General features: G+C 51.5%; 23 protein-coding genes. 14 read left to right on the top strand and 9 right to left on the bottom strand.

Annotated features, from left to right (window positions below; all coding sequences use genetic code 11):
* Window positions 1–23: 23 nt before the first annotated feature.
* From BLW29_RS17305 to BLW29_RS17260, 10 genes are all read left to right on the top strand, one after another.
* A complete protein-coding gene (locus tag BLW29_RS17305; RefSeq protein ID WP_090981823.1) occupies window positions 24–1,466 on the top strand; it encodes a bifunctional metallophosphatase/5'-nucleotidase in 1,443 nt (480 codons plus the stop codon).
* A gap of 30 nt (window positions 1,467–1,496) precedes the next feature.
* Window positions 1,497–2,342 carry an undecaprenyl-diphosphate phosphatase gene (locus tag BLW29_RS17300; protein ID WP_090981821.1) on the top strand — a complete coding sequence of 282 codons (846 nt, stop codon included), beginning with the start codon at window positions 1,497–1,499 and terminating at the stop codon, window positions 2,340–2,342.
* 234 nt (window positions 2,343–2,576) lie between these two features.
* A complete protein-coding gene (locus tag BLW29_RS17295) occupies window positions 2,577–3,686 on the top strand; it encodes an HD-GYP domain-containing protein (protein ID WP_090981819.1) in 1,110 nt (369 codons plus the stop codon).
* A 178-nt stretch (window positions 3,687–3,864) separates the two neighbouring features.
* On the top strand, window positions 3,865–5,001 hold the full coding sequence (gene yfkAB, locus BLW29_RS17290; protein WP_090981817.1) for a radical SAM/CxCxxxxC motif protein YfkAB: 1,137 nt from the start codon (window positions 3,865–3,867) through the stop codon (window positions 4,999–5,001).
* A 46-nt stretch (window positions 5,002–5,047) separates the two neighbouring features.
* Window positions 5,048–6,400: a hemolysin family protein gene (locus tag BLW29_RS17285; RefSeq protein ID WP_090981815.1), complete on the top strand. Its 1,353-nt coding sequence runs from the start codon at window positions 5,048–5,050 to the stop codon at window positions 6,398–6,400.
* 217 nt (window positions 6,401–6,617) lie between these two features.
* Window positions 6,618–6,842: a spore coat associated protein CotJA gene (locus BLW29_RS17280; RefSeq protein WP_090982064.1), complete on the top strand. Its 225-nt coding sequence runs from the start codon at window positions 6,618–6,620 to the stop codon at window positions 6,840–6,842.
* On the top strand, window positions 6,835–7,098 hold the full coding sequence (locus BLW29_RS17275) for a spore coat protein CotJB (RefSeq protein WP_090981814.1): 264 nt from the start codon (window positions 6,835–6,837) through the stop codon (window positions 7,096–7,098). Before BLW29_RS17280 ends, BLW29_RS17275 begins: the two co-directional genes overlap by 8 nt.
* 40 nt (window positions 7,099–7,138) lie before the next feature.
* Complete coding sequence (locus BLW29_RS17270) at window positions 7,139–7,708, top strand: manganese catalase family protein (protein WP_090981812.1); 570 nt, start codon at window positions 7,139–7,141, stop codon at window positions 7,706–7,708.
* A gap of 306 nt (window positions 7,709–8,014) precedes the next feature.
* Entirely contained in the window at window positions 8,015–9,088 is a 1,074-nt protein-coding gene (locus tag BLW29_RS17265; RefSeq protein WP_371264741.1) for a phosphodiester glycosidase family protein, read from the top strand.
* A 48-nt stretch (window positions 9,089–9,136) separates the two neighbouring features.
* Window positions 9,137–9,838, top strand: a complete 702-nt coding sequence (locus BLW29_RS17260; protein WP_090981810.1) for an HAD family hydrolase — start codon at window positions 9,137–9,139, stop codon at window positions 9,836–9,838.
* Between the two features lie 446 nt (window positions 9,839–10,284).
* Here BLW29_RS17260 and BLW29_RS17255 read toward each other — a convergent pair whose 3' ends face one another.
* From BLW29_RS17255 to BLW29_RS17230, 6 genes are all read right to left on the bottom strand, one after another.
* Window positions 10,285–11,421, bottom strand: coding sequence for a YheC/YheD family endospore coat-associated protein (locus tag BLW29_RS17255; RefSeq protein ID WP_090981808.1), 1,137 nt, complete (start codon window positions 11,419–11,421; stop codon window positions 10,285–10,287).
* A gap of 81 nt (window positions 11,422–11,502) precedes the next feature.
* Window positions 11,503–11,952: a GNAT family N-acetyltransferase gene (locus BLW29_RS17250; RefSeq protein ID WP_090981806.1), complete on the bottom strand. Its 450-nt coding sequence runs from the start codon at window positions 11,950–11,952 to the stop codon at window positions 11,503–11,505.
* A gap of 16 nt (window positions 11,953–11,968) precedes the next feature.
* Window positions 11,969–13,120 (bottom strand): YheC/YheD family endospore coat-associated protein, encoded by a 1,152-nt coding sequence (locus BLW29_RS17245; RefSeq protein ID WP_090981805.1) that lies wholly within the window; start codon window positions 13,118–13,120, stop codon window positions 11,969–11,971.
* Window positions 13,120–14,496, bottom strand: coding sequence for a YheC/YheD family endospore coat-associated protein (locus BLW29_RS17240; RefSeq protein ID WP_090981803.1), 1,377 nt, complete (start codon window positions 14,494–14,496; stop codon window positions 13,120–13,122). The genes BLW29_RS17245 and BLW29_RS17240 overlap by 1 nt, the downstream gene beginning before the upstream one ends.
* Window positions 14,493–15,680, bottom strand: coding sequence for a YheC/YheD family endospore coat-associated protein (locus BLW29_RS17235; RefSeq protein ID WP_177186687.1), 1,188 nt, complete (start codon window positions 15,678–15,680; stop codon window positions 14,493–14,495). Before BLW29_RS17235 ends, BLW29_RS17240 begins: the two co-directional genes overlap by 4 nt.
* Window positions 15,681–15,699: 19 nt before the next feature.
* Window positions 15,700–17,067, bottom strand: coding sequence for a YheC/YheD family endospore coat-associated protein (locus BLW29_RS17230; RefSeq protein ID WP_090981799.1), 1,368 nt, complete (start codon window positions 17,065–17,067; stop codon window positions 15,700–15,702).
* Between the two features lie 254 nt (window positions 17,068–17,321).
* On the opposite strand from BLW29_RS17230, the gene BLW29_RS17225 reads away from it, so the two are divergent.
* Complete coding sequence (locus BLW29_RS17225) at window positions 17,322–18,665, top strand: DRTGG domain-containing protein (protein ID WP_256208705.1); 1,344 nt, start codon at window positions 17,322–17,324, stop codon at window positions 18,663–18,665.
* Here the strand turns inward: BLW29_RS17225 and BLW29_RS17220 are convergent.
* From BLW29_RS17220 to BLW29_RS17210, 3 genes are all read right to left on the bottom strand, one after another.
* Window positions 18,662–18,958 (bottom strand): YtpI family protein, encoded by a 297-nt coding sequence (locus BLW29_RS17220; RefSeq protein WP_090981797.1) that lies wholly within the window; start codon window positions 18,956–18,958, stop codon window positions 18,662–18,664. The genes BLW29_RS17225 and BLW29_RS17220 overlap by 4 nt on opposite strands.
* Before the next feature lie 101 nt (window positions 18,959–19,059).
* Complete coding sequence (locus BLW29_RS17215) at window positions 19,060–19,569, bottom strand: sporulation membrane protein YtrI (protein ID WP_090981795.1); 510 nt, start codon at window positions 19,567–19,569, stop codon at window positions 19,060–19,062.
* 3 nt (window positions 19,570–19,572) lie between these two features.
* Entirely contained in the window at window positions 19,573–19,899 is a 327-nt protein-coding gene (locus BLW29_RS17210) for a YtrH family sporulation protein (protein ID WP_090981793.1), read from the bottom strand.
* 134 nt (window positions 19,900–20,033) lie between these two features.
* Here BLW29_RS17210 and BLW29_RS17205 point away from each other — a divergent pair, with 134 nt between their 5' ends.
* From BLW29_RS17205 to BLW29_RS17195, 3 genes are all read left to right on the top strand, one after another.
* Window positions 20,034–23,771, top strand: coding sequence for a DNA polymerase III subunit alpha (locus BLW29_RS17205; RefSeq protein ID WP_090981791.1), 3,738 nt, complete (start codon window positions 20,034–20,036; stop codon window positions 23,769–23,771).
* A gap of 194 nt (window positions 23,772–23,965) precedes the next feature.
* Window positions 23,966–24,460: a phosphatidylglycerophosphatase A family protein gene (locus tag BLW29_RS17200; RefSeq protein ID WP_090981789.1), complete on the top strand. Its 495-nt coding sequence runs from the start codon at window positions 23,966–23,968 to the stop codon at window positions 24,458–24,460.
* Window positions 24,461–24,638: 178 nt separating this feature from the next.
* A complete protein-coding gene (locus tag BLW29_RS17195; protein WP_090981787.1) occupies window positions 24,639–24,833 on the top strand; it encodes a glutamate decarboxylase in 195 nt (64 codons plus the stop codon).
* The last annotated feature ends 197 nt before the right edge of the window (window positions 24,834–25,030 follow it).

The raw sequence follows: 25,030 nt of genomic DNA, 5'->3' as shown, positions 1-25,030 counted from the left end.
TTCCTTGCAACTGGGAGGCAAGCATGAAAGATAAGGCAGCGGATGCGCCAAATGTCGTTTTGTTACATAGCAATGACATTCACAGTCGTTTAGAGCAAGCAGCCAAAATGGCTGCATACATCGAGGAGACACGGCGCATATACGGGGATGAGCATGTATTGACCCTGGATATCGGCGATCACATGGACCGCATGCGTGTAGAAACGGAAGCAAGCGACGGCCTGGCTAACATCGATATGATGAATGCTGCGGGTTATGAGGTTGTAACGATTGGCAACAATGAAGGGCTGACGTTTACACCGGATCAGCTCACAGAAGCTTACGGAACGCGAGCACGCTTCAAGACGATTTGCGCCAATTTCTATCAGCTCGAGGATGGCAAACGTCCATCCTGGCTGCTTCCTAACACGATTATTCATAAAGGGAAGCTGCGCATCGGCCTCATTGGCGTGACGGCTGCTTTCGCTGAATTCTATAAGCTTCTTGGCTGGAATGTCACAGATCCGCTGCAAGCCGTGGCTGAGCAAGTTGCCATATTGCGATCGCAAGTGGATGTGTTAGTAGTGATGTCGCATGTCGGCATCACGCTGGATCGTAAGATGGCTGTTGACATTGCAGGTATCGACCTCATCCTGGGCGGCCATACGCATCATTTATTCGAAGAGCCTGAAGTAATTGGGAAGACCTCTCTCTGCGCGGCAGGGAAGTTCGGTGAATTCCTGGGCCATGTGGAGATTAGGATGGAGGCTGCAATGAATCGGCCGATCATCCGAGCGAAATGCGTCCCGATGGAACCAAGGGAGCAGCAATCTCAAGCGACTGCGCTTATCAGCGGGTTTCTTGCGGATAGCAGCGAGCGCCTAAGCCGGGTTATCACCGTGCTGGACGAACCAATGCCCGCAAGCAGCGAGCATGAAACATCGCTCGCCAATCTGCTCGCCGCAGGCCTGCGGCGTAAAGCCGATGCCGAGATCGGCATCGTCAACACGGGCCAGCTGCTCGGTGGCCTCGCCGCAGGAGCGGTGACGGCAGGGGATTTGCATGCCCTCTGCCCATCACCGATCAATCCATGCCGAATGAGACTGACCGGCACGGAAATCCGCTTGTCGCTTGAAGAAGCACTCCAACGCGAATATGTGGATAAACCGATCCGCGGATTCGGTTTCCGCGGTCTTGTCCTTGGCACGCTTGCCGTAGACGGACTCGAAATCCACTATTCGCCGGAACGGACGAACTACACCCGTATTTCCTCTATCATAGTAAATGGTCACCCTTTACAGGATGATAAGGTCTATATTGTTGGGACGATTGATATGTTTACCTTTGGTGTCGGTTATGAGAAAATCAAATACGGCACAGACGTTACTTATTATTTGCCTGAGTTTCTTCGTGATGTGCTGGAGCAAGAGCTGCTCGATAAACAGGCGATTACCGAGAGTTATCGGCATCGTTGGATTGTAGAATAATTGAATAGCAGTACACCTTAGGAGGATCAAATGGGAGACATTATTCACGCGATTATTTTAGGTATTGTTGAAGGATTAACCGAGTTTCTGCCTGTTTCATCGTCAGGTCATATGATATTGACGAATAAGCTGCTTGGGATTGCAGCGGATGATCAGGCGATTGTTACATTTGAAATTGTCATTCAGCTTGGCGCTATATTAGCGATGGCTATTGTCTATTGGGATCGCATTCTCGATTTATTTGGATTGTCACGCAAAACTAAATCTCTCGGAACGTTTTCTTCCGGAAAACATAAAGGTCGCAAATTGAACTTGATCCATGTTGCGCTCGGAATCGTGCCTGCCATGCTGCTTGCATTTCTGCTCAAGGATATTATTAAAGGCGAAGGTTTCAATCAGACACCGGTCTTGATTTCACTTGTGGTAGGCGGGATCTACATGATCGCTGCCGAGCGGCTGCAGAAGTCTCGTCGTATCAAGGTCGTATCTGAAACGATGGACGATATTTCGTACAAACAGGCTCTCGGTATCGGTTTGCTGCAATGCTTATCGCTTTGGCCTGGTTTCTCCCGTTCGGGGTCTACGATCGCCGGCGGTATGCTGACAGGGACAAGTTATAAAGCAGCAGCGGACTTCTCGTTTCTGATGGCCATTCCGATCATGGTGGCGGCTACCGGCTACGAAATGCTCGATAATTACAAGATGATTGAAGGCGACAACTTGATGTTCTTTATTGTAGGCTTCCTTGTATCCTTCGTTGTTGCGTGGCTTGTTATCGTCTTGTTCCTACGCTTTATCCAGAAGGTAAGACTGACGCATTTCGCGATTTACCGTTTTGTACTGGCGGCATTGTTTTGGCTGTTTGTGATGAGCTAATAAAAATAACGCGAATATGTCGATATTTGGCGAATCTGATATTGCTCTTTTTACGGAAATCCCTTACAGTAACATTACGATGATTTTTTTGATACTAGAAAGTATTGGAATTCCATCAAATTCTACTGGTATATTCAGGGAAGAAACTTACAACGCCGACACTGCACGGCATAGCATTTCTTCTTGCCTAGCCTACAATTTTAGGAAAATAGATGCAAGGCAGGGGTCGATACGATGCGATTATTGCCCACACAGATGTGCCGGCCGGGCATGAGACTAGCTAAGAAGATATACTCCGAGGATGGACTGGTCCTACTCGCGGAGAATGTCGAATTAACTGCAAAACTGATAACTCGCCTTTATGAATGCGGCGTGCATTTTGTCTATATTCAAGATCCGCGAACAGCGGATCTGATTATTCCCGATATAATAAGCGAAGAAACAAGGCATAGGGCACTAAGCGAGATTCGAACGAATTTCCGAGATTTAATGGATCGTCCCAATCGGAAGAGCGGCGTTACTTATCCATATATAGCCAAATCGTTCAAACAAATTATGACGATGGTTATCGATGATTTGACGGATCAGAAGGATGCTATGATTATGCTCATGAACATGGGCATTGTGGATGATTATTTGTTCCAACATTCGCTGAATGTATCGGTCTATACAACTTTGCTCGGTATTGCGAACGGTTATTCCCGGGACGAGCTGATGACCCTTGGCCTTGGCGCCATGCTGCATGACATTGGCAAGACGCAAATCAGTATGAACATTCTCAAGAAGCAAGGCTCGCTGTCGAGAGATGAGTACGAAGAAATGAAGAGGCACGCGGAGCGAGGGTACTATTTGCTTAAGGATGAGCCGAATATTCCGTTGCTCGCTGCCCACTGTGCCTATCAGCATCATGAGCGGCTCGATGGGAGCGGTTATCCGCGCGGCATTCGAGGCAACGAGATTCACGAGTATGCGAAGTGGATTGGACTCGTCGATTCCTATGATGCAATGACGACAACTCGCATTTATCGTAATCCGCTCTTGCCGCATGAAGCGGTAGAATCCTTATATGCAGGTACAGGCACGTTATATGAACAGCGGATGCTTCAACTGTTCCGTGATAAAGTCGCCATTTACCCGCTCGGCATTACAGTTAAGTTTCATTCCGGAGAGAGTGGCGTCGTCGTAGATATTAATTCTTCATGCCCGCATAGGCCTGTCGTTCGAATACTGAACAACGAGCTGGGCGAAGAGCTGAAGGTGCCTTACGAGGTTGACTTATCAAAGCAGCTGACGACGATGATTGTAGGCGTGAATGAAGATCAACCTATTGCTGAGGCTTACTGAAGCTGAGATGTGTACCTGCTCCAGCATCCCAATTCAATACCGTAGTCTAGGGAGCCGAGCAGGCTCCTTTTCGTTTTTTGCGCCATTGTGTTTGCAACGAGCGACTTCGGACATTACAATAAAAGAAAGTTATTATCAGAGCATGCGTATATCATGACAAAGTAAGGTGCTGAAACAAATGCAGAATGCTGTACCGTTCGTACAACCGGATTCAAAGCTATTATTTACACCCGCGAACGATCCGTGGGATCCTATTCTTTCCTTGCGCGAGCATGGTCGGCATGTGCTGACAAGTGTAGAGATGACACTTTCCAATTTATGCAACATGCGCTGTGAGCATTGCGCTGTTGGTGATACTTTAGTGATGGCGGAGCCTGCGAAGCTGCCACTTGATACGCTGCTGCGCAGATTGGACGAAGTCGAACATCTGAAGACGATCAGTATTACAGGTGGTGAACCGACGTTCTCCGCTCAGGCAGTGAGAGACTATATGATCCCGCTGCTCAAATATGCACGCAGTCGCGGCGTATCCTCTCAAATTAACTCCAATATTACATTGGACTATGGCAGGTATGAAGCAATCGCGCCTTATCTGGATGTGATGCACATCTCATTCAATTACACGAGCAGCGATGATTTTCACCAAATAGGCTTCGCCAAAAGCGGGCATCCTGTTTCGAAGGACACGGCTGCGCGTATGTATGATCGCATGATCGATAATGCAAGGCGACTAAGTGACGGTGGATTATTCGTATCGGCAGAGTCAATGATCAATTTCCGGACTTATAATAAAATGCCAGAGATCCACAAGTTGATTCTGGAAATGGGCTGTAGGCGTCACGAGGTACATCCGATGTACCCAAGCGCATTTGCAGCGGATCTGCCTGTCATTTCGAAACAACAGATGCGGGATGCGATTACTTCCTTGCTGGATAGCAGGGATCCATCGATATGGATGCTCTTCGGTACGCTGCCGTTCTACCACTGCAATGAGCAGAAGGAAGATCGTGAGCTGCTGGCTAGATTGGCTGCAGCACCGCTTGTAACGGTCCGTAACGATCCGGATGGCCGCAATCGTTTGAATGTAAATTTATTTACCGGCGATGTGTTCGTCACCGATTTCTCTGACGTTCCGGCGTTCGGCAACATTGGATCAGATCGATTAGACGATTTGTTCGGTCGCTGGCTTGCACATCCACTCGCACGCAGCGTTGATTGTCACTGCCCGGCTGCGTCCTGCTGCGGACCGAACCTGCTCGTGAAAGATATGTATTACCGGGATGTAGACTTTGGTACTCGTCAAGCCATCCTATAATATAGATAGAGCGGCGATATGCCGATGAGAGGAGCGGACGAAGCCTTTGCATGAATTTGAAGCAGGCCGAATTCTGTTAAACTTAAGTGTAGTCCTTATTCTTGTATTGTTGAACGGTTTTTTCGTAGCGGCGGAGTTCTCCTTGGTGAAGGTTCGTTCATCAAGGCTAACTCAGTTGGCCAACGAAGGACATAAAAGGGCTAAATATGCGCTGACGGTAAACAAAAAGCTCGATGCGTATTTATCAGCCACGCAATTCGGTATTACATTAGCTTCTCTTGGTCTTGGTTGGGTAGGGGAGCCAGTGATTTCTGATCTTATCGTTGAACCCATGTTTTTCAAGTTCGGTTTGACGGATGAGACGCTCGTACATACGGTTTCGATTGTTATCGGATTTCTCGTCATTACCTTTCTGCACATCGTACTTGGAGAGCTTGCGCCTAAATCGCTGGCGATTCAGAAATCGGAAGCGACTTCCTTATGGCTTTCGATGCCGCTTCTGTTCTTCTACAAAATGTTTCTGCCAGTCATTTGGCTGCTCAACGGATCGGCCAATCGCTTACTGCGTTTGTTTGGCGTTCAGCCTGCCAGCGAACATGATTCGGCACATACCGAGGAAGAAATTCGCATTCTGATGAATCAGAGCGCCAAAAGCGGCATTATCGACAAGGATGAGCTGCGACTGTTCGATAATATTTTCGAATTCAGTGACAGACTTGCTCGCGAGGTCATGCTGCCTAGGACCGATATGGACTGCCTCTATGCGGATCATTCTTATGAAGAGAACATGAAAATCGTTTACACGACCAAACATACCCGTTATCCCGTTTGTGTAGAGGATAAGGATCAGCTCATCGGATTTGTGCATATTACGGATTTGCTCACCTCCGACCCGGACGAGGAGCAATCCATCAAGAAATATCTCCGTCCTATACTTAATGTTCCGGAGTCGATGGAAATCAGCCATGTCCTGAAGCTGATGCAGCGCAAGCATTCGCAGCTGGCTATCGTTGTAGATGAATATGGTGGAACTGCCGGTATGCTTACTACTGAGAGCATTTTGGAGGAAATCGTCGGCGAAATTCATGATGAATTTGATAATCAGCAGCCTAACATTGTCGTTAAAGGGGATGTCACCTCTGTAGACGGCAGAATGTTAATCGAAGAAATCAACGATATGTTTAACTTGGATATTGAGGACGAAGACGTCGATACAATCGGCGGCTGGCTCTTTACGCAGCTGGAGGGCAACCCGGATAAAGGCAAGAAGATCGTAGTGGATAATTACGCCTTTGAAGTCGCGGAGAGTGAACGGCTGCGTGTGTTGCGTGTGTCTATCTACCGTGTGAAGCTGCAGACGGAACAACCCGAGCTGCAGGAACAAGAAGAGAAGGAATAAAGAAGCAGGGGGCTGATGCCTTCGATCATCATGGATGATTGAAGGCGTCAGTCTTTTTTTTGTTAGTTCGGCAGCTACTATTCCCCGGGAAATCAAAATCAGATATCAACAAAATCAACAGGAACATTTACTGGGCGAATGTCATATGATTAGAAATGGAATTTTGTTACTGCTCCGGTCAGATTTGATTACTAGGAGGAGAATGCAGGTGAATGCGATGAAGCCGACACGAGATTGGTATCCCTTCATAGGTCCGTTCGACCCTTGCCCGCCTAAATATGTGAAGTCCTATTATGTACCGCCGAATGAATTCATTCCTTATCAGCCCATGAATTTGCCGCAATTTTCGCTGGCAGAAGCACTCAAATTGGGTACGCTTTGGCCGGCACTATACGGCCCTTATGAGGCGAAAAGCTCAATGAGGGGGCAGCAGGATGAATAAGCAGTTGGACGAAAACTATTATAAGAAGCTGCTTGAGCTGCAACAGCTGGATTTTGCCTTGGTTGAGTTGACTCTTTATCTCGACACGCATCCTAATGATCTGCAGGCCCTTCAACAATTCAATCAATTGGCGCAGCAGCGTCAGCAGTGTGCACTGCAGTTCGAGATGCAATATGGGCCGCTCATGCAATTCGGACACAGTTACTCCAAATATCCATGGCAATGGGTCGAATGCCCATGGCCTTGGCAGGTATAGAGGCAGCTTTGCAGCTTTAGGAAAGAGAGGAGGAGATTCCATGTGGATTTATGAGAAGAAGCTCCAGTACCCCGTTCGGGTCAGTAAATGTGATCCCAGGGTGGCTGGGTATCTGATCGAGCAATACGGCGGGGCTGACGGTGAGCTATCCGCAGCGCTGCGGTATTTAAATCAGCGGTACTCCATTCCTAACAAGGTGATTGGCCTGCTTACGGATATTGGTACGGAGGAGTTTGCCCATTTGGAAATGATCGCTACCATGATCTATAAGCTGACCAAAGATGCGACGCCGAAGCAGCTTGAAGAAGCGGGACTCGCTCCAGGTTACGTGAATCACGATAATGGCCTTTTCTATAGCAACGCTTCAGGCGTGCCGTGGACGGCAGCCTATATTGCGACGAAAGGCGATCCACTCGCAGATTTGTATGAGGATATTGCAGCAGAGGAGAAGGCACGTGCGACGTACCAATGGATTATCGATATGACCGACGACGTGGATTTGCAGGATGGTCTCAAATTTCTGCGTGAGCGTGAAATCGTCCATGCGATGCGGTTTAAGGAAGCGGTCGAGATGATAAAAGCCGATCAGAGCACGAAGAAAGTGTTCTAGTATCGTGTTCAATCTATGTATCGGTCCGAAGCTGGCCCTTCTGCGGAGCCGGCTTTTTTTGAATTTTCTTAGGGATTTTTTGGCGAAATATAACTAGTTTTGTCAAATCCCTCATTCGACTGAAACTTTTATATTCCGCCTCGCGTTTACTAGTTACAATGTGTTTGAAGTCTGGGAAAAGCGAGGCGGAGGATGGACATACAATCGAATGTACCGACACCGAGAGAGGCAGCAATGAAACGTACTGACACTCCACTACAGCACCAAGGGACGATCAACCATGGGTTCCGAAGACGCCTGAAACGAATGATCCGAATGATGACCATTAGCGGGATTATCCTGCTGATGCTGGGCATTACCGGAATCGGTTGGCTTCTGTTGACACCGTCCGGCAGCAACTTTCGCTATCTGATGGCGGATACGCTCATTACAACGCAGCATAGGCATTGGGCGAAATATATAATCGGACAGCATGAGCTGGATGTGCGTGTACAGCAATACCAGCAGCGATTTAATGCGATGGGAGAAGAACGAGATACACACGAAATCCATACACAGTCGCAACCGCAGCCGGTCGATACAGCCGTTCCGGTCAGTACGCAGCCGGAAGAGAAGCCGCTCGTGGAGATCGAGGAGATTTCCGGTACAGGTTACAGCGGGTATGTGATGACGGTGAATGATCCGACGAAAATCCGCATCGGCGTTCCGGCCAAACAAGGCCGTGGCGAGCGCGTGCGCAGTATGGTAGAGCGGACCGGGGCTATAGCGGGCGTTAATGGCGGCGGCTTTGCCGATCCGAATTGGCAGGGGAATGGATTTCAGCCGATTGGCATCGTCATGTCCGGCGGGAAGCTGTTCTATGATGATTTGGGCAAATCGAAATCAACGCAAGTCGTTGGACTGGATCGCGATGGCAAGATGGTAGCAGGCCGCTATTCGCTCTCTGAGCTTGAGCAGATGGGCGTGCAGGAAGCGGTGACGTTCCAGCCCCGCATTATTGTTAACGGCAAGGGGCTTATTAAGAATGCAGCAGACGGTTGGGGAATCGCCCCGAGAACGGCAATGGGACAGAGGGAAGATGGCGCTATTCTCTTCGTGGTCATCGACGGCAGACAGCCTGGACATAGTATTGGTGCGAATTTGTACGATGTGCAGCAAATTATGCTGGAACGCGGCGCGGTCATTGCAGCCAATTTAGACGGTGGGTCGTCCACTGTGCTGGTCAACGACGGTCATGTGATCAATAAACCGTCTACTAAGAGCAGCGAGGGCAGATATTTGCCTACGGCATTCCTAGTGTTCGAGCATCCGGAGCAAGCGACGATTTCGAATGTATGGAATGGCCTTGGACCGAAAGATATCGATCCGGGCAAATGGTAAATGCAGGTTGCGTGCCGGTCTTCTTTTCCAGTATGATAAAGGGCAATAATGCGAAAAGGGGATTTCTTCTTGCAGACCAACGTTACATTGGCGCGACCGGATGCCATTATTTTTGATATGGATGGTACATTGTTTGAAACGGATACGCTGCTCATCCACGTGCATGAACGTATCTTCGAAACGCTGCGGGCAGAGGGGTTGTATATGAAGCCCACTCCGCCGGTAGAGAAGCTGCTGGGCTGTCTTGGCATGCTGCTCGAGGATATCTGGCGCAAAGTGATGCCGGACGGAACTGAGGCTGCTCAGAGACGGGCTGATGAGCTGCTGCTCCAATATGAGCTGGAGGGCTTGGAAGCCGGGGAAGGCGAGCTGTATCCGCATGTGGCGGAGACGCTGCAGTCACTTAAGGAGCAAGGGTTCAGATTGTTCGTGGCCAGCAATGGTTTGGAGCGTTATGTGAAAGAGGTTGCCCGCTACAAGGGAATCGCTCCGTTGTTTGATGGATTGTACAGTGCAGGTGAGTATGGAACCGCATCGAAGATCTATCTCGTTGCGCGGCTCATGGAGGATCATGGCGTGAAATCCGCTTGGATGGTCGGTGATCGTTCCTCCGATGTGGAAGCAGGCAAGAGCAACGGGCTTGGCGTTATTGGCTGCGCCTATGCCGTGTATGGCCGCAAGGAAGAGCTGCAGGGAGCGGATGCGCTAATCTCTGATTTCCGCGAGCTGCTTGCGTTAACGCAAGTGTAGCGTTAAAGGGCTGTCTCGAAAGTCGCAAGGCGACTTTTGAGGCGGCCTTTTGTTTGGTTGCATCAACTAAATTCGCCACATTGGCTCCAATGTAGACGTCTAGGTGTGCTACATCAACGGAATTCGCCACATTGGCTCCAATGTAGACGTCTATGCAGGCTTCAGCACGAAGAAAGGTGCTGGATACCGCACATAGATGGAAAAGTGTGGATAAAGTCTGAAGAAAGGTAGAAGGAAACGCACATTGGCGGAAAAGCGAGGATGTAGTGCAAGAGAGGTACTCGATACCGCACATGTGCGGGAAAGAAAGGTTAGAGCGTGAAGAGAGGAACTAAGTACCGCACATAGACGGAAAAGCAAGGTTGAAACGCAAAGAGAGGTACCGAGTACCTCTCTTTGGTCAACGATGCGGCTTAACACAGGATTTAATCCAGCGAAGGTGCTTGCTATTCGTTCTTCTCCAGCTTTTCCTGCTTTTCTTTGCGCCGCTTCTTCTGATCATAAAGCCAGACGGCGTATTCCAGCGGCCGGATGATGGCCTGCTTATATGTCTCGCGTTCCCCGGCCTGCGCGAATACTTCGCGAGCCGGCTTCGGATTCACCTCGAGCAGCCAGATCTGTCCTCTCCGGTCGATGGCCAGGTCAAGCGCGAGCTCGCATAAGCGCCCGTAGGATTCCTCGAGGTAGGCGGCTACTTTCACGCCGAAATCCTCGGCCTTCTGCCGAATATCGGCAGCCGTATCCTCGTTCCGAATCCAGTCGCTAAGCAGCGATTGCATCTTGATCGCCTGACCGCCCCCGTGCAGGTTGGAGGTAATGCTGCCGGAAGCGCCGATTCGTCCCGCGCAGCCGGTCACCTCCCATTCCCCTTTGCCGTTCTTCTGCACAAGCATCCGATAATCGTGCACGCGGCCATTAGGCAGTTTAAGCTGAATGCCTTGCTGCACGAGATACCGGTTCCCTTTCAGATCCCAAGAAGCCAGCCGCCCTTGAATGCCCGTGAGTGAGGCTCGCTGAGGACGAACGATTCGCCGATCTTGATCTCTTCCCTGGATTAAATACTCGCCGCTTTGCTGCTTCTCGATGCGCAGAATGCCTCTGCCCCCAGTTCCGTTGATTGGCTTCAAATAGATGAGCGGATACTTACGGATCATTTCCGTCAGATCGCTCGCACTCTCATAAAGCCGTGTCATGGGGAGATGGGGGACAAAGTCATCTTCTTTGCGCATGGTACGATAAACCGTCCACTTGTTGCGGAGCACCCGGTTTAAGAAGGTCAAGTGGCCGTATTTTTTGCGGAAATGGCTTAACTGGACAAAGCGATGACTCCGCTGAATGCGACAGCGATCATAGATCATATGGGGAAAGGAACGCCATTTGCGCGACCAGCTTTGCGATGAAGCATCGTAGATATGAGCATGAATCCGGTTATCTGAATAGTTGACGTCCGCCGGTGTGAACACAAATACTTCAAGACCGAGCTTCTTGCCGGCCAACGTCATGCGTTGATAGATCGGTTTCTCCTCGAGCCATCCATTGTCGTTCAAATAGAGCGTCAGGATGCCGAGAACCGGCTGAACCATAAAGACTCCTCCTAAAAGGTTTTGCAGTGAATGCAAAAACTAGCATCGGAAGCATTGCCTAGGCTTAAGGTTTTACATAAGCTAACTCTCAAAACGCAGTGTCGGCTTACCGGTCGGACCGTCATGCAGGCTCACAGCCTTCATGCCAGCACGGAAACACATGGCCATGCTGGAGGGATTATCCGAGGCGACGGAGCAGGTGAGAGAGCCCATGCGCTGACTGAGTGCTTTCAGCAGCGCGCTCCCGGCGCCTTGGCCGCGGAACTCCGGGGCAACGACGACGAAGCATGCGCGTTCGCCGCCTTCGGCAGCAAATGCGCACGCAGCCAGCTTGCCGCTGCTTGAAATCGCCAGCGCAATTGCAGCAGGTGCTTCGCCGGAACGGCTGCTGGCCAGTTGGGCTGCGGGAAGCTCCCGCAGCTCAACCAAGGCTGCATTCGTGATGCGATCGTCGCCATTCCGGTATATGAAACGGGTGACCTTTTCCTTCGCAGATGCCCATTGGGTCGGTGACAGCAGCTTTACCTGCACGGCAAATCACTCCTCGCTATAGACCCTTCAGCTTGAGCAAATATTGGCTGTAGTGAAAGATGCGCTCAAGCGAACGTTTGCGAATATCCGGCTCGTCGAATTTCATCGGCTTCGCGTTGGCTTCGAAGAACCAGATACCTCCAAACTGGTCCACGCCAAGATCCATCGACATTTCCGCCAAGCGGCGACCGGAGCCGCGCTCGATTTGACGAGCGATAATTAACGCAGCGTTGCGGGCCTTTACTAGCAGTTTACGTGCCTCATCTTGACCAAATACGCTGACAAGCAGCTTCTCCGGATCTTCGATGCTGCCTCCGCGAGGTACATGTGTCGTTATGCTGTATGTTCCGGCAACACGTGCACCGACGCCGGAGATGTCCCATTGTCCCCGGCGGTTCTTCTGAACGAGTGCACGAAGATCGAAGGATCGTTCATTGAAGGCAGCGAGCTGAATACCCTGCTGGGCAATGTAACGCTCACCGCTGCTTTCTTTGATAATCCGGGTCCAAAGCTTCCCAATCGTGCCGCAATTGTAGGTTGTGCTTCCGCGATCCCCTTGTATCTTCAGGCGATAGGGAAGTGGCTTTTCCTGCTGCAGCTCGATCGTCATGATGCCTTTGCCGGCTTTGCCGCTGACCGGTTTGAGATAGAGAAATTTATGCTTCAGCATCATTTTGCCGAGTCCGCTAATTGTTAGCAGGCGGCGTGTAGCCGGAATGAACGGCTGAGTGGTCCGCGACTGCTTTAACCATTTAAACAAGCTCCACTTATTAAAGAAAGCTGGATTGAAGATCTGGATGCGGGGATGTTTGACACATACCGCTATTTTACGTTTCACTTCGGGCTGCAGCTCATCCTCGCGGAGTGGAATTCGGTTATAGATGAGGTCGGGCAGCGGGAACTTCTGCAGCTCCCAGCTCTCTGTTGCCGTGTTGAAGGTGAAGCCGTCAAGCAGCTTGCGCTGAAACTTCAGCTGCTTGACTGTAAGCACGTAAACCGTAAAACCGAATTCGGCTCCCGTTGCAATGATATCTGCAAAATTTCCACGATTGCCGCGAAATAGCTGTATATCATCTTCGATCGTCAAGATAGCGAGAACCGGCTGCTTACGCTGAATGGAGGCGGCTTCATCTCTCACCGCCGTATCCTCGTGAATAACGAGTGCCATTAAGCTTCGCCTCCTTGCCCCGTGAACCTGCTTAAATACATGCAATGATCCAGAATATGACTTACGGAATCACGTCCTTGCGCACGCAGCGCAGGATGGCTGAATATCGACCGACCCGGCTTGGCATTGGCTTCAAACATCCAAACCTCGCCGTCCTTGTCAATGCCGATATCAAGACCGAGTTCTCCCAGCGTATGCGGGAAGTTGCGTTCAATCGCTTCCGACAGTCTCACCGAGACATCCTTGGCTTTATTCAAGATTTCGTCGGAGCGATCACCGAAAGCCCGGCTGAGCGCCTGTTCCGGCGTTAACAGCTGACCGCCGTTCTTAATATGCGTGGTGACGCTGCCGCGACCGGCTTTCTTCGCGCCGATGCCCACCGGCACCCATTTGTTACTGCCATTCTTGTGCATATGGAAACGGAAGTCGATCGGACATCCGTCAATTTCGATTAATCGAACACCCTGCTGGCTGACATATCGACCAAGTCCGCTTCCGTGTCTCGTCTCCAGCATGCGCATCAGACTGCTGAAGTTCGTGAAGCGAAGCAGCACATTCGTATCCCCTCTGCGATATCTGGCAAAGTATCCGCGTTTGGGATGATACGTCAGTCGATATATCCCGATGCCGAGGCTGCCGGCAGAAGGTTTATAATAAATAAATTGATGTTTCTCCAGCATCTCTTTGATTTTGTCAGCGCGTGGGTTATTGACCGATTCCGGCAGATGCTCCAGCGCTTCCACATCCTTGTCGAGCAGCTTATAAACATCGGATTTATTGAAGAAGCTCCAGTTGAAGAAGGGAACCCCTTTACGGATAAACTTCTCGCGCAGCGACATGATCGTAGCTGTCGTCTCGGCGATGCGGCTTGGGAGGCGGTTGTAAACGACGTCAGGGAGCGGAACGACTTTGCGGTACCAGCTTCCCGTACTGTTCAGGAAGTACCCATTGATCGTCCCTTGATTCCAATTCACGTCGCGCGGAGTAAAGGCGAAGAAATAGGCTTTGCGTTCTCCTGTTTTGAGAAGCTGCCGAATATACCCCGACCGTGCGCCAAAAGGAGAATCGGCGGAACGGCTTCCGTCTGTCAACACGCCGATAAGCGGTCCGAGTTGAACCTCATTATCTTCGCCTTGGACATAAGAGATGCTGCCGGCCTTCGGAACCCGGATGGATTGACGAACTCCTGCGGAGAGGTAGAGGTGATGGCCTTGCCGATCGATCGACTTTACGGCAGCAGTTATGCTTTCATGACCAAGCTTAAGCTGAATGGTTTTCTTGCCGGAGAGCTTCAGTGATTTAAGGAGTGAGCCCGACAGGTAAACGATTCGATCGCTTGATGGTGAGAAGTGTACATGACAAGATGTCAAACTCATGGATGAACCTCCTGGATGTATCTCCTTTGATTTCGTGAAAACGGATAAACCGGCTGTCTGTGCGCGGCAAGCTTCATAGCGTAACGGATCGGTCGTTCAATGGCCAGCCTCGCAGCGCTTTCGTCGCCTTCCAGCGCCTTCCGTCCGGGTTTGGCATTGGCTTCAAGCAGCCAGATTCGGCCGCCTTGCTCGATGCCATAATCGATGCCAAGTTCGGCGAGCCTGCCAAAATGATTCTCCAGCGCAAACGCGGCCCGTTCGCTGACCCAGCGAATTCGCCCGAGCAGCCGTCCGGCGGTTTCACCGTCGAACTGTTCCGTCAATGCCTCGAGAGCGTCGTGAGCGGAGCCTCCGCCATGCAAGTTGGCGGTAACGCTCCCCAGTTGCCCGGTCCGGACGGCTGCACCTGTGAATGACCAGTTGCCCGTTTCGTCCTTCTGGATTAAGACCCGAACGTCATAGGAACGGCCGTCCTTACCGGTGAGGGGCAGGTAAGGCTGAATGATATACGTCATGGAAGCGACGAAGCGATTAACAAAGCGGCATACGTCCTGCCAATTGTCGTGCAACACCGCAAGGGAGCGGTTCTTCCGATCACGGCCGTCAATATGCCAGCCGTCATCCCTCCGAAGCAGGCGAATGGCACCTTTTCCATGGCTGCCGGCAGAGGGTTTGAGAAATAAACCTTCGGGATATTGTTTCATCAGCTGAGTCAGAACGGCAGCTCCTTCGTACTTGTAAGTCGAAGGCAGCCAAGGCGACAGCTGCGAATCGCGTTCGAGCTCCCGATAAACGTCCAGTTTCCCGGGAAGTGCGCCATTCAGCAGTATATACGGCTTCAGGCGTTTCAGTTCCGCTAGTGCGCAGGTTGCAAGCTTATATTGGGCATTCGTTCTTGGAAGCGAACGGTCATAGAGCACATCGGGAAGCGGGAAGCTTCCTTGCTGCCACTGGCCATGCTTCAGAATGAAGCCTCTAATCAATCGAGATGAGCCGCCTGTGACTTGGGAAGCGCAGAATAAATAGACGAACAGGCCGATAGATTGCCCAAACCGGGATAAACGGCGGCAAAATAGATCCTCGGGCATCACCGGAGGGGGATAGGGACCGCCGGAGCTTGAGGAAGGTGCCGTAAGTTCGCTAATCATAATACCGAGGACGCTGCTGCACGGATTCTCAGCCATTGCCGCTTCCTCCTTTTCGTTAAAATTCGGCCAAATGTCTTGCATAACGCACCATATTTCGAACGGAAGGACGGATTTTATTATCCTGAAGCGGTGTATTGTCGTTCTTGGATGGCTTGGAATTCACTTCGAGCAGCCATACCCGGCCGCTGGCATCAAGCGCTAAGTCGATCCCGAGCTCGCCGAAATGGGCGGGAATGTGAGTGTCGATCCCTTTGGCGATTTCAAGCGCTGCCCGCTGCAGCTTACCCGGTGCATCTTGAGCGCTTGACCCGGATAAATTGGACTTATTGACCGCTTCTTTCACTGTGCTTAGCGTACCGCCGCGTGCCAGGTTCGACACGAAATGATGGTTGCCGGCCGTTCGTGCGACAATGGAGGTCAGCGCCCATTTGCCGGTTTCGTTCTTCTGTACGAGCGCCCTGAAATCGACTGGCCTTCCCATGATGTCGATCAGATGCAGTCCTTGCTGAATTTGATAACGCACCGTTTTCATTTTGCCAGCCAGGGAAGCATAGAGCTTATCGACCCCGCCGAAATGCTGCCTGCGAGTGCCGGCAGTCGTAGCATATTGAGCCGAGTAGGAGTCGGTATCTAATCTGGAGATGCGAATGATGCCTTTGCCCAAGCTGCCGCGTACCGGCTTCAAGAAGACGGTATTATGCTTGGAGCACATCGACTTCAGCACCTGCAAACCGCGAAGTACATGGGATTCGGGTAAATAGCGAATGAGAGCGGGATCCTTCACAAGGGCATCAAACACTTCGGCTTTATCGAGAAACTTCTCATTGAACACGACACTGTTATGGCGATGCTTGGTTTCTTTGATGAAGAGCTGTACGTTCGGTCGGTTTTCGAGCTTGCGCGAGGTCAGACGATTGTTGACAACATCAGGTGCAGGTACAGGTACTTTCCGCCAGCCATCGGAATAGACCCAACCTTCGAGCGTGTTGAAATTGTCTGTAATATGATCCGGTGTGAAGAAATAAACATGAGCGCCTTGCGCTTCGCAGGCGTCTACGAGTTCCTTGCAGAACATAGTGATGGTGCCAAAAGGCCGATCCCGGGCATCGGGATCATCGCGGCTGATGAGCACGCCGATCAACGGGCCAATCGAGAGTGTAGCATTCTCCTGCCGGTAACGGATTCGCAGTGTGGTGCTCGAGATCAGCCCCATTTTGCGGGCTAAGCTTTGCCCAATACGCATACCGTCAAACCGCTCGACCGGGACTACTTTTACATAGTGGCGGAATGCACCGAATTTCAGCATAATGGGCTGACCTTGCGGTATTTTCCACTGTCTCAAATAAGCATCACCGAGCATAATGGCATCATCCGGCAAGATGCCTGGGCTGATCACCTGAACGGCGACTTTCGATTTCAGCATCGACGGATCTCCTTCCAAGCTGGAGGATGACGACGTGCAGCTTGCGGTCTATGGGATTTTCACACGAATTACTTTCATCATATGAGGACATCTACCCCTTGGTGATTAGCGGACATCATGAAAAGCAGGGGGGAAAGGCCCTTTTTCCGAGATACTTGACCTCTCCGCAGGTGTGCCAGCAGGAAGAGCATCTGCTAATATAGAACTAGAACAAGCCGAGCAATTGGTTGAAACAAGTAAGGGGGGCCACTGTGATAACAGGAGACAAGGGACTTGAATCGCAGACGAAACATGAGCGGCTCATGCAGTATATCCAGCAGCTCGAGATTGGTACGAAACTTTCTGTACGCACGATGGCCGAAGAGCTCGGAGTCAGTGAAGGCACTGCATATAAAGCGATCAAAGAAGCGGAATCGACCGGGCTTGTCAGCACCAAAGAGCGGATCGGCACAGTCCGGATACAGCGGAAGAACCGGGAATCGCTAGATCGTTTAACGTTCGGAGAAGTACTTGATATTGTGCAAGGCGAGCTGATAGGCGGCGCGGCAGGACTCGTGAAGACACTGCATAAGTTTGTCATCGGTGCGATGGAGCTTGATGCGATGGTCCGTTATATTGACGCGGGAAGTTTGCTGATTGTCGGTAACAGGCTAGGCGCACACGGCTGCGCGCTTGAGCAGGGGGCTGGCGTGTTAATCACAGGGGGATTCGGCACCAGTGAGAATATGAAACAGCTTGCGGATGAGAAAGGATTGCCGATTATTTCCTCCAAATATGATACGTTTACCGTCGCTTCGATGATTAACCGTGCCATGTTTGACAGATTGATCCGTCAGAAGATCATGCTGGTCGAGGATATCGTCACCTACAGCCGTCCGGTTGAAACGATGAGACTCGGCGAGACGAAAGCCGATTATGTTTCCCTTGCCAGCCGTGTCGGAGGGACGCGATTCCCTGTGTTGGACGATAGAGGCAGAGTCGTCGGCATCATGACGGCTAAGGATGCTGAAGGAGCGCAGGACTCGCAGTTCGTAGAGCGGTTGATGACGCGAAGTCCCATTACGGCTGCGCCGAACATTCCGATTGCCTCTGCGGCACATACGATGGCGGCCGAAGGAATCGACTTGCTGCCGATTGTCGATAAGAATCGTAAGCTGCTGGCGGCACTTAGCCGCAGTGAGGTGCTGGAAGCGATGCGTTATGCCGGGAAACAAAAAGAGTCAGGCGAAACCTTCGATGAGTTGATCGGAGCGGGCTTTGAGAAGAAAGAAAGCGAGCATGGAGGGGATTGGCTGTACGAGGGACGCATTACACCGCAGATGTCCGGAACATTCGGTACGATCTCTGAAGGCGTATTGGTTACACTCATGAATCAGGCGGCGCGAGGGTTAATCCGGGAGTTAGGAAAGCGGGATTATGTCATTGAAAGCATGACGACGTACTTCGTAAGACCTGTCCAGCTGGAAAGTGAAGTGGTCATCATGCCGAGTTTACTGGAGATGAGCCGCAAGAGCGCCAAGCTCGAAATTGAGTTGAAAGACCCCGGCGGCCTTGCTGCCAAAGCGCTGCTGACGGCGCAGCTGATTGATCCGTATTAACCTTTCATCGAGCGGTAAACGCTGCTGTTGCGCAGTCCTGCGAACAGGTTGAACAGTCCCAGAACGATAAACAGAGCGCCGATGATGACTTTTATCGTGGAGCCGCTGAAAGCAAGCATCATAAACAAAGCGATGAAGATTAGCATGACGCCCATACTCATGTTCATCCGTGCGGCGTTTATACCTCTTACACGCGTGTCGGTAGAACGGCGTGCCTGGAAGCTGAAATAAACCGAGAGCAGCGATGTGCCGCAAATGATAATAACGATCGCCCAATGTAATGCATTGACCATAGTGAGACAAGCCTCTCCTTCTAAGCTGTGCAGCTTTCAATATGTGCCTTATTGTACCATGAATGACAGCTGCAAGTGAAACGGATGAGGCGAGGGCGGAATCAATTAATCTGTCGTTGACTAAGCGCAGCTTTGAACCACACTTGAAGCACGTTATCGACAACGAGCATCGTACGAATTTGAACAACAAACTCCTTGCCTTCGACTGCGTAAATTTTGCGGTCGAGCAGGTCCCAGGAGAGCTCGGCGTTCGAATTGATTTTGTAAATACTGGTGCCTACGAAAACAGACAAGTCTGCTTTAAGCTTTGATTTGAGCGCTTTTTTGTCTTGTTCATTCGCGATGCTGGCACCATCACCGTTTTTATTATCCAGCAGAATCGGCTGCACACTCTGAATGACGGTATGCTGATCTTTGAATTTATTCAGTTTCTCGATTCGATCCTCATAGTCAATCAGCTTATCTTCAAGCGCGGTATTGCTATTGCGCAGCGCGTTAAAGTTCATGAAGAAGATGGCGTGGTAAATCATCGCGCCTATTATGGACCCCAGCACAATATAAGCACCTGCTTGCATCAGCCTCGTAAAACGTTCAAAAGGCGGTACCCTCATCGGTCAGACCGCCCCTCTGCATAACCACCGAACAAGTTCAGTTCCCATATGAGCGCCAAGAAAAGCACACAGGATATACGCAATTTGCAGCACCACCGGTGAGAGATGCCCTTCAATCATGTTGCTTTCAATGACACGCATCGGGTCTATCGTTCCGCCAACGGCTGCTACGAGAGCCCATATTTTCAGCCTTGACGCGGTTTCCAGCATAATGGCTGCCGGTGCCGCCAACACGAAGACAGATCCGATGCCTGCCAGCATGGAACCGCCGAATACAACGCCGAAGGCAATGAAGAAATCGATCGTGGCTTTGGATAAGAAGGAGTCCATTTGCAGCGTCCGCCCTTCCTGTAGAATGAGAGGGCGTCATGCTCGTCCCCTAGTCCATTCTATGGGCGAGGAGGGCTTCAATATGATAAACTAGTATAAAATGATGCTTCGATAGAAAGAAAGAAGGAATAGCGATGAGCGGCGGACAAGATTTTGTACATTTACACGTTCATAGCGAATTCAGCCTGCTCGATGGGGCTGCAAGAATCCGGGATCTTGTGGATCAAGCGGCCGCGCTTGGCATGAAGGCGCTGGCACTTACGGACCATGGCGTCATGTACGGCGCCGTTCCGTTCTATAAAGCCTGCAAGGCACAAGGAATCAACCCTATTATCGGCTGCGAGGTTTATTTAACAACAGGCTCTCGCTTCGAGAAGGGCACTCGCAAAGATAACCCGATTTATCATCTCATCCTGCTAGCCAAGAATGAAACCGGGTATCGCAACCTGATGAAGCTGAGTTCAATCGGACATTTGGAAGGCTTCCACTACAAGCCGCGTATTGACTTTGAATCGCTCTCGCAGCACGCCGAGGGTCTTATTTGTCTTAGTTCCTGTTTGGGGAGCGAGATTGCCCAGCATTTATTGCATGACCGAACGGAGCATGCGCTTCGATCTGCGAATAGATACCGCGATATCTTTGGCGACGACTTCTACTTGGAGCTGCAAGATCACGGCATGCTGGAGCAGAAGAAGGTGCTGCAGGCGACGCTTGCGCTTGCGCAGGAGACGGGAATCAAGACCGTTGCGACAAACGACGTTCATTACTTGAAGTCGACGGATGCGGCGGTACAGGATGTGCTGATCTGCATTGGCACGGGCAAAACAATCGAAGATGACGATCGGCTGCAAATGCTGACGGATCAGATGTATTTGAAGAGCGCGGACGAGATGACGATGCTGTTCCGCCAAGCGCCTGATGCGGTTGCGCGCACGGTTGAGATTGCGGAGAAATGCCATCTGGAGCTGACGTTTGGCCGAGCGCTGCTTCCATCGTTCAGTCCGATTCCAACGGGGATGTCGTCTTCGGCTTATCTGGCCGCTCTATGCCATGAAGGACTGGAAGCGCGCTACGCCGGCAATTCGGACTGGGCCGAAGATTCGCGTGCGAAGGTGCATGCGGTGACGAGATTGGAATATGAGCTCGGTGTCATTGATAAAATGGGCTTCAGCGACTATTTCCTCATCGTCTGGGATTTCATCCGATTTGCCCATGAACAGGGAATTCGGACCGGTCCGGGGAGGGGGTCCTCTGCTGGCAGCTTGGTCGCTTACACGCTGAATATCACCGACGTAGACCCGATTAGATACAAGCTGTTGTTCGAGCGATTCCTTAATCCGGAACGGATTTCCATGCCCGATATCGATATCGACTTTAATGACGAGCGGCGCGACGAAGTGATTAATTATGTCTCTGCCAAATACGGCGAGGAGCATGTGGCGCAAATCATTACGTTCGGCACGATGGCGGCCAAAGCCGCCGTGCGCGACGTCGGCCGCGCCATGGCCGTGCCGTTCGCCGAAGTGGATCGGGCCGCGAAGCTCATCCCGAATCAGCTTGGCATCTCGCTGGAGGAAGCGCTGCGGATGAGTGCGGAGCTTCGCGAGGCGACTGAGCGCCAGCCGAAGACCGGCGATCTGCTGCGGATGGCCTTGAAGGTGGAAGGCATGCCGCGCCATGCTTCGACGCATGCCGCCGGAGTTGTCATTTCCGGCGAGCCGTTGACGCATTATGTCCCTCTTCAAGCAGGCAGCGAGCGTACGGCGCTGACCCAGTATTCGATGGAACATCTGGAATCCGTTGGCTTGCTGAAGATGGACTTTCTCGGTCTGCGTACGCTGTCTATTCTTGAACGAACGCTCAATTGGGTGAAGGAGCAGCAGGGCATCACGGTCGATTTTCGATTTATTTCCGATCAAGACCCGGCAACTTACGAGATGCTGACGCGCGGCGAAACAACGGGAATATTCCAATTGGAGTCCGCTGGTGTTCGCCGCGTGCTCAAGGAACTGAAGCCGACGCAATTCGAAGACATCGTCTCCGTACTCGCGCTTTATCGGCCGGGTCCGATGGAGTTTATACCGAAATTCATTCAGGGCAAACACGGACATGTTGAGGTCGAATATCCACATCCGTCGCTTGAGCCGATTCTGGCTGATACGTATGGGATCATCGTTTATCAGGAGCAGATCATGCAGATTGCCTCGTCCATGGCGGGTTTCTCACTGGGAGAAGCGGATCTGCTCCGTCGTGCCGTTTCCAAGAAGAAGCGTGAGGTGCTGGATGAACAGCGTGCCCATTTCGTGGAGGGCAGCTTAACACAAGGTTACGAGAAATCGGACGCTAATGCGGTTTACGATATGATTGTCCGATTCGCCGACTACGGTTTCCCGCGTGCGCATGCAGCCGCCTATGGCGTATTAGCCTTCCAGACGGCCTGGCTGAAGGCGAATCATCCCGTTCCGTTTATGGCTTCCATGCTGGCATCCGTGACGGGAAGCCAGCGCAAGACGGCCGAATATGTGGATGAATGCCGCCGAATGGGCATTGACGTGCTGCCGCCGGACGTGAACGAGAGCAGCGTGACGTTCACGCCGGTACACCGAGCGGTGCGCTTTGGTTTGGCGTCGATCAAGAACGTCGGCACGCAGGCGATCGATTCCTTGCTGAAGGAACGAGCGGAACGTCCGTTTGACAGCTTGCTCGATCTATGCCGAAGAGTCGACCTGCGCGTCGTGAATAAACGGGTGCTGGAATCGTTGATTCAAGCAGGGGCTTGCGATTCATTGGCTGGTCATCGCGCGCAGCTGATCGCGGTGCTGGATGAGACGGTCGATGCCGCGGTTAAGTGGCGCAAGGAACGCGAAGAATTGCAAATCGAACTGTTCGGCTTCGATGAGGTGCAGAACTGGGATATCGAAATGCCGGAAGTACGACCGTTTACGACGGGGCAGCTGCTTGCCCTGGAGCGGGAGCTGCTCGGTATGTATTTGTCTGGTCATCCCCTCGACGACCATAAGGAATTGCTTGAGGAACTACCGCTCGATCGTCTTGTTGATCTCTCCGAAGCGCCGGAAGGCTCCTTCGCTGTCATAGCCGCGATGGTGGTGTCGGTGAAGCCGTTTACGACGCGCAAAGGTCAACAGATGGCTTTTCTGGAAATCGAGGATCGAATCATGCGCGTGGAAGCTGTTGCTTTTCCGACGATTTGGCAGCGGCATTCGGGATTGCTCGATCCCGGCAGCTTGGTTCTCGTCCTTGCGAATGTGCAGCATCAGGATGAGGATTATAAGCTGCTGATCGAGGATGTCGCTTTGCTCGGCGGCGGCGGATCGGGGCAGGATGCAGCCTCGCAGGTGCAGCGCCTGCAGCGGCAAGCGCGCAGCAAGGCTGCGCGAACTGCCGGCGGCGGTACTTCAGGCGCGGCCGAACGCAAAGGCGGTTCGGCAGTTGGGTCTGGATCGCAGACGACACCGACGACGCAGCCTGCAAAGCCGGCAACATCGGCAGGATCTGCGGCGCTCGGAGCCGAGAAATCGGCGGTTTCTTCGAAGAGCAACAGTGCGGCGGCTCATGCTCCTGCCAATGTCTCATCCACAAGGGCGCAAGCCAGCTCAGCTAAGTCATCTGTGCCCGCGAAACGCCCGCAGCGACTCTATATCAAGATCGTTGCCGGACGCGAGGATTCCGCTGCGCTTGAGAAGCTGAAGGCACTGCTCGGAGGCAGCGCAGGTACCTATGAGACGGTGTTGTTCTATGAGCGAGATGGCCGTACTGTCGCCCTTAGCGATGCATTCCGAATTAAACCTTCACCGCAGCTGCTGCAGCAGATCGAGTCGATTTTTGGTAAAGGCTCAGCGGTCGTGAAATAATAGTGGACAGGAATAATCGTTTCGTATAGCCAGGCACAAGTTGCCTAAAGTCTGCATACATTTAGGAGACACAGAGCGCTATTGCTGGCTCTGCATTTCGCCGCTTGTGCGGACTGACGTTTGTCAGCTGACGATGGTTGTTGGCCGCTGGCGCTCCGCCCGATTCGTACAAGCCGATGCGGGGGGAATGAACAGTGTCGTCCGACATGGAAAAATGGCTTAACAGACGTGGTGTTTCAGTCGGTGATGTTGCGGATATCGTATTTTCGCTGCAGCGTCCTTATAATCCGGATCTCACTCTCCAAGAATGCGAAGAGAGTGTGCTTACGGTTCTTAATAAACGAGAGGTGCAGTATGTCCTGTTTACAGGCATTGCCCTCGATGAGTTAGCGGAGCGCAAGCTGCTGCCAGAGCCGCTTCAGGCGATTATGGAGGCTGATGAATCCCTTTACGGCGTGGACGAAACGCTGGCTCTTGGCATCACCAACGTGTATGGGATGATCGGCCTCACAAGCTTTGGCTACTTGGACAAAGTAAAGCCGGGCATCATTCGCAAATTGAACGAGAAAGGCAAGCATGTGCATGTCTTCCTAGATGATCTGGTAGCCGGTCTTGCCGCTGCGGCATCCGCACGAATTGCTCATCAGGATCCGAAGGCTAATCGGTACGAAATTGACGATAGTCCTTAATCAGTAAGGGCTCTCTTAGGGGTTCAAACTCGCTTCCAGCCTTGTGGCGTTGCGGTGAAAACTAAACATATGGTATCATTATGACATCATATGCCCAGATAACGTGTGTTTATATTGCGGCCAATGCGTTTACATGTACGCGCAGATGATCTTTTATCAATGCTCAGGAGGTTCCTTCATGTGGACGGTTATCTACATCGCGCCGACGGCAAAAATTGCGGAGAGCATTAAAAACCGGCTGACCCAAGAAGGGTTTCTCGTAAAGATCAGACCGATTAATGTTTCCAAGCAACAGTACGAAATATTGGTCCCATCTGGCGAACTGGAAGAAGTGCAGGAAGTGTTAAATAACATTCTCAACTCGCAACGATAATTCCAATTACGGCGTACCCACTTGCGGGCGATGCAAAAAAAACTATTGCGTACCTAACGCGCAGCGTGTAAATTCAGAACTGTTGTGTTTACAGAGGTACATTCTAAACTACCGCATACTCATAAGCGCAACAATGACTTTAAAACTACTGCGTACCAAAAGCGCAACAAAGTGATTTTAAAAACTACTGCGTACCC

The organism is Paenibacillus sp. CF384, from assembly GCF_900106745.1.
In the GTDB taxonomy this organism is placed as follows: Bacteria; Bacillota; Bacilli; order Paenibacillales; family Paenibacillaceae; genus Paenibacillus_Z.
The sequence above is the reverse complement of the archived record's forward strand: the minus strand, read 5'-3'. Positions and strand labels throughout refer to the sequence as shown.